The sequence below is a fragment of the Capnocytophaga sp. oral taxon 332 str. F0381 genome, assembly GCF_000318275.2.
In the GTDB taxonomy this organism is placed as follows: Bacteria; Bacteroidota; Bacteroidia; order Flavobacteriales; family Flavobacteriaceae; genus Capnocytophaga; species Capnocytophaga bilenii.
Genome location: NZ_KB291270.1, coordinates 1 through 6,793, shown reverse-complemented (window position 1 = coordinate 6,793; position 6,793 = coordinate 1). Strand labels below are relative to the sequence as shown.

Sequence of the window (6,793 nt, the reverse complement as noted above, 5' to 3'; positions counted from 1 at the left end):
CTGCTTTTAGATACCATTCAAAAGCCTTTTCGTACGATTGAGTAGTACCAACCCCCTCTTCATAGAAAAGTCCTAACAAATTTTGAGCATTAACCTCTTCTTGTAAAGCCGCCTTTTGTGCCCAATAAAATGCTTTTTCATATGACTTTGCTACATTCTCTCCTGTATAATACTCTATAGCCAAACTTCCTTGTGCTATTACCAGTCCCGCTTCAGCTTGCTTAAGCAAGCTTTTTATATCTACTTGTTGTGAGTACATCATAAAAGTAGGCAAACAAAATATAAATTGAATAAATCTCTTCATTGGTAGTTGTTTTTATGGTTTCTATTTTATATTTAGTTTCAATTTTTTCTTATACTCACTTTTTTCAAACAGTTGTTTTCCATTTGTATTTGGAGCTTATATAGTGCATTCGTTAACAACCAATACTCCTAATTCCTGCTTCAAAAAGAGATACTTTATAGCCTAAATTACGGGCATCTTCAGCACTATATGCCACACAAAAATCACCTGCTAAGCCACAAATCACAAGTTCAGTAATGCCTTTTTCCTGCAAATAACCGTGTAATCCTGTAGGGTTTTGCTTGTTATTGTCAAAAAAAGCACTATAACTATCCACCTCTGGATTCATTCCTTTACGAAAAACAGCTGCTATGGGTGCAATATCTAAATCTTTATGCAATTCAGCTCCAAAACTTCCTTGCACACAATGGTCTGTCCAAAGAATTTGGTCAATTCCGCCCAATTTTATCACCTCAAAAGGCTTTTTTCCTTGGTGATTGCTCGCAAAACTCTTATGATTAGCAGGGTGCCAATCTTGGGTAGCTACAATCAGGTCGTAATTGTTTTTCATTTCGGCATTAATAGCAGGAACTACCTCATCTCCATTAGGTACAGGCAAAGCTCCTGTAGGCATAAAATCATTCTGTACATCAACGATAATAAGTGCTTTCATAATTTAATTAATTATTTATTTTTATTAGGATATTCTTCTAATATTTTATTTACGAAGTTTTTAATAGCTTCTTCTTTACGCTCTCGGTTTTGTGGCAAATAGCCTACTCCTTTGCCTTGCCATATAAGTTCTTTCTTTTGGGCATCAATGATTTCTATATACAAGATACCTTCAGAATTTCGGCTTACACTATAGTTAGCACCACCCCAAAAGGGTCCGTAGCCTATCCCCCAACCCCAATAATAGGGTGAATAATTGTCATATACATCTATATTTTCACGTTCGCGTGTGAATATATTTACAAGTATATCGGGGGTTTCGGAAAGGGTCATTCCTCGTTGGGAAAGATTGGCTTCAATAGCGCGCAAAATACGCTTTTTATCTAAGTCGGAGATTTCTGCTTTATCTACACCTTCTTTGAAAAAAGCAAAGGTTTTATAGGTGCTAAAATCTGTTTGGCTGTCATAATCGGTAGTTACGTAGATACTTGCACAAGAAGTAACTATCATTGCTAATAGACTGACTACTAAAAGGGTTACTCTTTTCATATTTACTGTAAATTAATATTTTTTTCTATAGTAAAAAGTGCAAAATCTGTGCCAGTTTTAGCCGTTAGAGGTTAGTTGTAGGTCATTGGCAGATACCTCAAGCTAACGCTTAAAGGCTAAAGACTAACTCTAAAACAGCAAATGTACTACAGTAGGGGCTATAAGTGCTGTAAAAATCCCGTTGAATATCATTCCTAAGCTTGCATAAACAGCGTATTTTTCGCTCAAATTAAACGCTGCCATAATACCCAAAGCGTGCGAAGCGGTACCTAATGAAATACCTTTTGCCATAGGGCTTTTGATGTGAAACCAGCTAAGGAGTGAAATGCCAAAGATATTCCCCAAAAAGCCTGTAGTCATCACAGCCATTACGGTAATAGGTTCTATACCGTGCAGCATACGAGTAACTTCAATAGCAATGGGCGTAGTAACCGATTTGGGTGCTAATGAAATAGCAATATCATCTGCCAGCCCCATCCATTTAGCTACGAGGCATACTGTAAGAACTCCAAAAAGACTTCCTACAAACTGTGAAACTATCAGCGGAATCAGCTGTTTCTTGATTTTAGAAATTTGTAGATAAAGTGGTACCCCAAGTGCTACAATAGACGGTTTTAGCCAAAAATCTATATACTGTCCTGCTTCTTCGTATTTAGTTGGCGATATATTAAAAATAGTGAGGTATGAAATAAGTACTATTACAGTGAGTAATACGGGATTTAGGAATACTGATTTATACTTTTTCTGCAACAACAATATTCCGTAATAAAGAATAAAGGTAATTGCCAATAGCAACACCTGATTTTCAGCAATTGATTTCATTTTAGTTTAAGTTTTTTGCGTAGATATTGATACACGTGTCCTGTAACAACTATCACCACTACAGTACTGATGATGATAGAGAGAAAAATGGCTAAAAAGTTTTGTCCAATTTGCTTGAAGTAAGCCATAATACCAATGCTTGGAGGCACAAAAAAGAGACCTAAATTAGAGATTAACAAATCTGAAAGGGCTTTGATAGCCTGAAGTTTAATCCAGCCAAAATGTAAGGCAAGCGTGAGAACAAGCATCCCTATAATACTTGAAGGGAAAGGAATATGGGTAAGGGCTACTATCAATTCACCTATACCCAAACAACCAAAAATAATGGCAAAATAACGTATAATCATTGTTAGTAATCTTAAAAAAACGATGCAAAAGTAATATATCTTTTTCAAATGCAAATAAAAAGTTAATTTTTTTTGTTTGTATTTTTTTATTACTACCTTTGCACCAATAAATTAGTTAAACATTATGAGCAATAACAACGAATCTTCTACTACCAAAAATGCTGGACTCCCTGCTTACAATTCGGGAATTAATACTGATGAAGAACCACCTAAAGGGGGCGGTGTTTTCTCTAAGATTATCATTCTATTATTAGCCTTAGCTACAGGTGGTTTGGGGTATTACACCTATTCGCTTTATCAAGACAAGGAAGCGACTGAGCTGGACTTCCAAAAACAGAAAACACAAGTGGAAAACGAGCTAAAAGCACTCAAGAACAGCTATGACAGGGTTGTAGATGAGAACAAAAACGTGAGTAGCGACTTGCTAGAAGCGCGCAACAAAATTAGGAAATACATAGACTCGTTGCAGGCGATGAAGGTAAATATATCGGCATTGGCAAGATATAAAAATCAAGCTTTTGCACTTGCTAAAGAACGCGACTTTTTATTAAAAAAGAATGACTCACTATTAAAAGTGAATAGGAGCATTCGCAAGAACTTAGATAGTATTTCTACCCAGCTGAGTGCCCGTTCGGCAAAGCTCGATTCACTTACGCAACAGGCTAAAAAGCTAAAAGAGGTAGTAGATGAGGGGGCTGCACTACAAATAGCTAAATTGGTAGCTGAAGGGGTGAAAGGCTCTAAAAACAAAATAACAGAAAAGGCACGTGCTACCGATAAAATACGGGTATGCTTTACTGTAGAAGGCAATAAAATAGCTAAAAAAGGCAATAGATTTTTCTACATCAAAGTGAGTGCGCCTTCGGGGGCTGTATTAGGAGCTAATGAAGAACAAAGCAAAGCAGGAGTAAGTATCCGTTATAGTACTGCTACCAAGTTTATTTACAGTAACAAGAGTGTAGATGTGTGTGATTTTATAAGCAAAGCTACTAAAGATTTTGAAAAAGGAACGTATAAAATCACCGTATATGATGACCGCTTAGCCGAAGTGGGAACATCTGAATTGATATTGAAATAGGAAATACATAAAAACAAAAAAAGCTGCCTAATTTGGGCAGCTTTTTTTGTTTTCTATTTTATAGATTGTAGTTTTCCTTGTGATTTCAGCAGTTCTATTTCGGCTAATTTATAGTCTAAAAGAGCGTTAGTATAGTTATTTTTAGCGTCTGATAGCGAGCGTTCAGCATCTAACAAATCGGTGAGGGAAGCTAAGCCTTGCTGATAGTTATTTTGGGTATTGAGGAGCACTTCTTCAGCTAATTTTACGTTTTCTTTTTGAGACTCTATCGTAAGGAGGTTGTTGCTTAGCTGGCTATGGGCGTTTTCTTGAGCTAAATCCATAGCAAGACGGGTATCTTTGAGGGTAGCTTCTAAAGCCTGACTTTCAATTTGTGCTTGGCGTATTTTAGCAGTGTTGCCAAAACCTGAGAAAATAGGTACATTGAGCCCTAAAGTAATAGCCGAATAGTCTGCCCCATAGACTTTATCTTTTTTGCCATAAACGATAGGCATTTTGGGTCCCATACTCAAATAACCATAAGTAGCTTGCAAGGCTAATGAAGGATAGATTGCTGCACGTTTTACTTTGACATTCAAGTCTAAGAGTTGTTTTTGTTTTTCGAGCACTTGTAGCTCTATACGGTTGCTGGTACTACTTTTTTCAAAAGCGAGGTCGTAATTAGCTTCAAAACCTTCTTTGGGGAGTGTAATGAGTTCATTCATTGGCATTCCTATCATATATTTGAGTGCATTCTCAGTAAGTTGCAGTCCGTTGAGGGCTTGTTGTTTTGCTGATTTGAGGTTGTTGATAGCCACTGTAGTACGATCGAGGTCTATTTTTTTAGCTAAGCCTGCTTCGTTGAGTCCTTTTACTACTCCTGCTGTTTTTTCAGTAAGAGCAAGGTTGGCTTCTATGTTTTGCAATGTTTGGCGCGTTTGATAGACTTGATAGTAGGCTTTGGCTACTTTTTCAATAATATCGTTTTCGGTAAGCTGTTGGTTGAGCATATAAAATTCGCGGGTGGTGCGCGCTGCTTTTAGCCCCATAAAAACAGCTTGGTTGAAAAGTACTTGGGTAAGTTTAGCTTCTGCATTTGCTGTCCATTTTTGTCCCATTTCCATTTTTAGAGGCTCACTCCCTGGAAAACCGAAGGCACTACCATCAATATAGGTAGCTTGCAACTTGGGGTTGTGTACCATAGCGGCTGTACCTGAGAGATTGGGCAGGGCATTGGCGCGTACCTCTTGTATTTGGTATTCACTTTTTTTGACATCTAAGCGGGCTTTTTCGGCATCGGCTTTGTGTTCTAAGGCGTAACGTATTGCCTCTTGTAGGGTTAGTTCTTTATTTTGTGCTATACTTATAGCACTAAAGCTACCTATTAAGATGCTTGTAATGATTTTTTTCATTGTTTTTCTTATTATTTTAGGCGTTTGTTGTTTATTTTAGATATTCTTTGATATAGGGTATTAGGATAGCGTTTTGCTTATTGGTAAATATATGTCCGCCATTGGGAATTATTTTCAGTGTTGCATTGGGGAAAGTGCGTTGGGCTTGCTGAGCACATTGCAAGGGCACTAAATTGTCTTTTTCGCCTTGTATGATGAGCACTTTCTTATTAAATTTTGGTAGTTCGGCATAAATATCATAACTGAGGGCGCGTTCAAAATATACTTTACCAATAGTTTTACCGAGGAAGGTGCTTGTAGGGGGGATATGGCTGATGGTAGGGAATGCGTTTCGTGCATTATCAAAGAGCATAAAAGCGGTGTTTATCAGTATCATTCCTTTTAGTTTATCGGGGTTTTGAGTCCCTACAATTGAGGATACTACGCCTCCTTGACTAAAACCAAATAGATAGATATTGTTTTTATCTACAAAGGGTTTTTCGCGTAGGTAGTTTAACACGGCGGTAAGGTCATCAGCTTCTGTAAAGGGAGACATTTCGGTCATACTACCCCCACTACGGCTTCCGTCATTGCCTCCGTAGAAATCGAAGCTGTAGGTTACGCATTGCATTTCTGCTATGTTTTGGGCATAGGGGTTGGCTACAAAATCTAAACTACTACCAAAGCCTGTTGATAGAATTACTAAGGGTAATTGGCGTTGCTGATAGTCTTTAGGTGCTATGATTTCGCCATAGATAGTAATTTGCTTGCCGTCATTACTCTGATAGGATATTTGCTGTACATCCTTTACTAAGGGTACGTTTTTGTTGTTATTTTGTTGTGCTTGGGTGGGTTCTTTGGCACAGGCTGCAAGTAGCAGTGCTAAGAGGGTGTATAAGATTTTTTTCATATTATTTTTTCTTCTCTAAGTTTTTGTAATACGCGTTCTAACTCTTCTAATCCTTTTTGATTTACCAATGTTCTGAATATATATTCAACCGTTGTGTGATTGATATACCAAAGAGAGAAATCGTTTTCAGAAAAGACATCGGTAAGAGAACTGAAACGTTGTACTTGTACGTAAAAGATTTTGAAGAATTGGAGGTCAATATTTTTTCTAAAAAGGTTTTCGCTCCAGCCTTGTTCTAAAATTTTATCTACAAATAGGTAATCACACTTAGTAAATTCGGCTTCCATACGTTCGTAGGTTTTGGGGTAGTATTTTTTTAGTTCCCAAATGGGGCGAACGCTGTTGAAATTGAATATATCTTTCACTTTTTTTTGGTTGCGGAATACATTTTCTATAAGGGAATGTTCACCTTGCAGAAAAGTATCGGCTTTGGCTACAGTTATATCTAAGGCATAATCTAAGCAGGCTTCTACGAGGTCGTTTTTGGAGGGGAAGTACTCATAGAGTGTTTTTTTAGACATACCGAGTTTTCGTGCCAAGTCGTCCATTGTAAAGGTTTTGAATCCATACTGCATAAAGTCGTCCATAGCACGTTTTATTATTTCTTGTTTCATAGGGTTCATTAATTTTGGGGGCAAAGGTACTACAAAAAACTTAATAAACAAAAAAAGTTTTCTATATTCTTTTTTTTTGAGGTGTTATTGTTTGTCACATACTCGGCTCTTTCCTTCGCTTATCCTTCGTCACATACTCGGCTGTGCC

At 37.3% G+C, this 6,793-nt stretch carries 9 protein-coding genes; 1 reads left to right on the top strand and 8 read right to left on the bottom strand.

Translation table 11 applies throughout. The annotated features are described in order from the left end of the window. From HMPREF9075_RS13060 to HMPREF9075_RS02270, 5 genes are all read right to left on the bottom strand, one after another. On the bottom strand, positions 1-304 hold a 304-nt coding region (locus tag HMPREF9075_RS13060), incomplete at its 3' end, for a tetratricopeptide repeat protein (protein WP_009414882.1). Between the two features lie 112 nt (positions 305-416). Continuing rightward, entirely contained in the window at positions 417-956 is a 540-nt protein-coding gene (gene pncA, locus HMPREF9075_RS02285) for a bifunctional nicotinamidase/pyrazinamidase (protein WP_009414881.1), read from the bottom strand. Positions 957-967: 11 nt separating this feature from the next. After that, the gene (locus HMPREF9075_RS02280; protein ID WP_009414880.1) at positions 968-1,504 is read right to left on the bottom strand and encodes a DUF4136 domain-containing protein; all 537 of its coding nucleotides are present in this window, start codon (positions 1,502-1,504) and stop codon (positions 968-970) included. A gap of 129 nt (positions 1,505-1,633) precedes the next feature. Then, positions 1,634-2,326, bottom strand: coding sequence for an LrgB family protein (locus tag HMPREF9075_RS02275; RefSeq protein ID WP_009414879.1), 693 nt, complete (start codon positions 2,324-2,326; stop codon positions 1,634-1,636). Continuing rightward, positions 2,323-2,673, bottom strand: a complete 351-nt coding sequence (locus HMPREF9075_RS02270; protein ID WP_009414878.1) for a CidA/LrgA family protein — start codon at positions 2,671-2,673, stop codon at positions 2,323-2,325. Before HMPREF9075_RS02270 ends, HMPREF9075_RS02275 begins: the two co-directional genes overlap by 4 nt. 124 nt (positions 2,674-2,797) lie before the next feature. Here HMPREF9075_RS02270 and HMPREF9075_RS02265 point away from each other — a divergent pair, with 124 nt between their 5' ends. After that, positions 2,798-3,751, top strand: coding sequence for a hypothetical protein (locus HMPREF9075_RS02265; RefSeq protein ID WP_009414877.1), 954 nt, complete (start codon positions 2,798-2,800; stop codon positions 3,749-3,751). Positions 3,752-3,804: 53 nt separating this feature from the next. On the opposite strand, the gene HMPREF9075_RS02260 is transcribed toward HMPREF9075_RS02265, so the two are convergent. From HMPREF9075_RS02260 to HMPREF9075_RS02250, 3 genes are read right to left on the bottom strand one after another with little or no spacing between them, the layout of a single operon-like run. Beyond that, positions 3,805-5,142, bottom strand: a complete 1,338-nt coding sequence (locus tag HMPREF9075_RS02260) for a TolC family protein (RefSeq protein WP_009414876.1) — start codon at positions 5,140-5,142, stop codon at positions 3,805-3,807. Between the two features lie 31 nt (positions 5,143-5,173). Further along, entirely contained in the window at positions 5,174-6,031 is an 858-nt protein-coding gene (locus HMPREF9075_RS02255; protein WP_009414875.1) for a S9 family peptidase, read from the bottom strand. Beyond that, positions 6,028-6,654: a TetR/AcrR family transcriptional regulator gene (locus HMPREF9075_RS02250; protein ID WP_009414874.1), complete on the bottom strand. Its 627-nt coding sequence runs from the start codon at positions 6,652-6,654 to the stop codon at positions 6,028-6,030. Before HMPREF9075_RS02250 ends, HMPREF9075_RS02255 begins: the two co-directional genes overlap by 4 nt. Positions 6,655-6,793 lie beyond the last annotated feature (139 nt).

Coding starts and splice junctions, on each gene's coding strand:
- pncA (WP_009414881.1), bottom strand. CDS start 956: ATGAAAGCACTTATTATCGTTGATGTACAGAATGATTTTATGCCTACA.
- HMPREF9075_RS02280 (WP_009414880.1), bottom strand. CDS start 1,504: ATGAAAAGAGTAACCCTTTTAGTAGTCAGTCTATTAGCAATGATAGTT.
- HMPREF9075_RS02275 (WP_009414879.1), bottom strand. CDS start 2,326: ATGAAATCAATTGCTGAAAATCAGGTGTTGCTATTGGCAATTACCTTT.
- HMPREF9075_RS02270 (WP_009414878.1), bottom strand. CDS start 2,673: ATGATTATACGTTATTTTGCCATTATTTTTGGTTGTTTGGGTATAGGT.
- HMPREF9075_RS02265 (WP_009414877.1), top strand. CDS start 2,798: ATGAGCAATAACAACGAATCTTCTACTACCAAAAATGCTGGACTCCCT.
- HMPREF9075_RS02260 (WP_009414876.1), bottom strand. CDS start 5,142: ATGAAAAAAATCATTACAAGCATCTTAATAGGTAGCTTTAGTGCTATA.
- HMPREF9075_RS02255 (WP_009414875.1), bottom strand. CDS start 6,031: ATGAAAAAAATCTTATACACCCTCTTAGCACTGCTACTTGCAGCCTGT.
- HMPREF9075_RS02250 (WP_009414874.1), bottom strand. CDS start 6,654: ATGAACCCTATGAAACAAGAAATAATAAAACGTGCTATGGACGACTTT.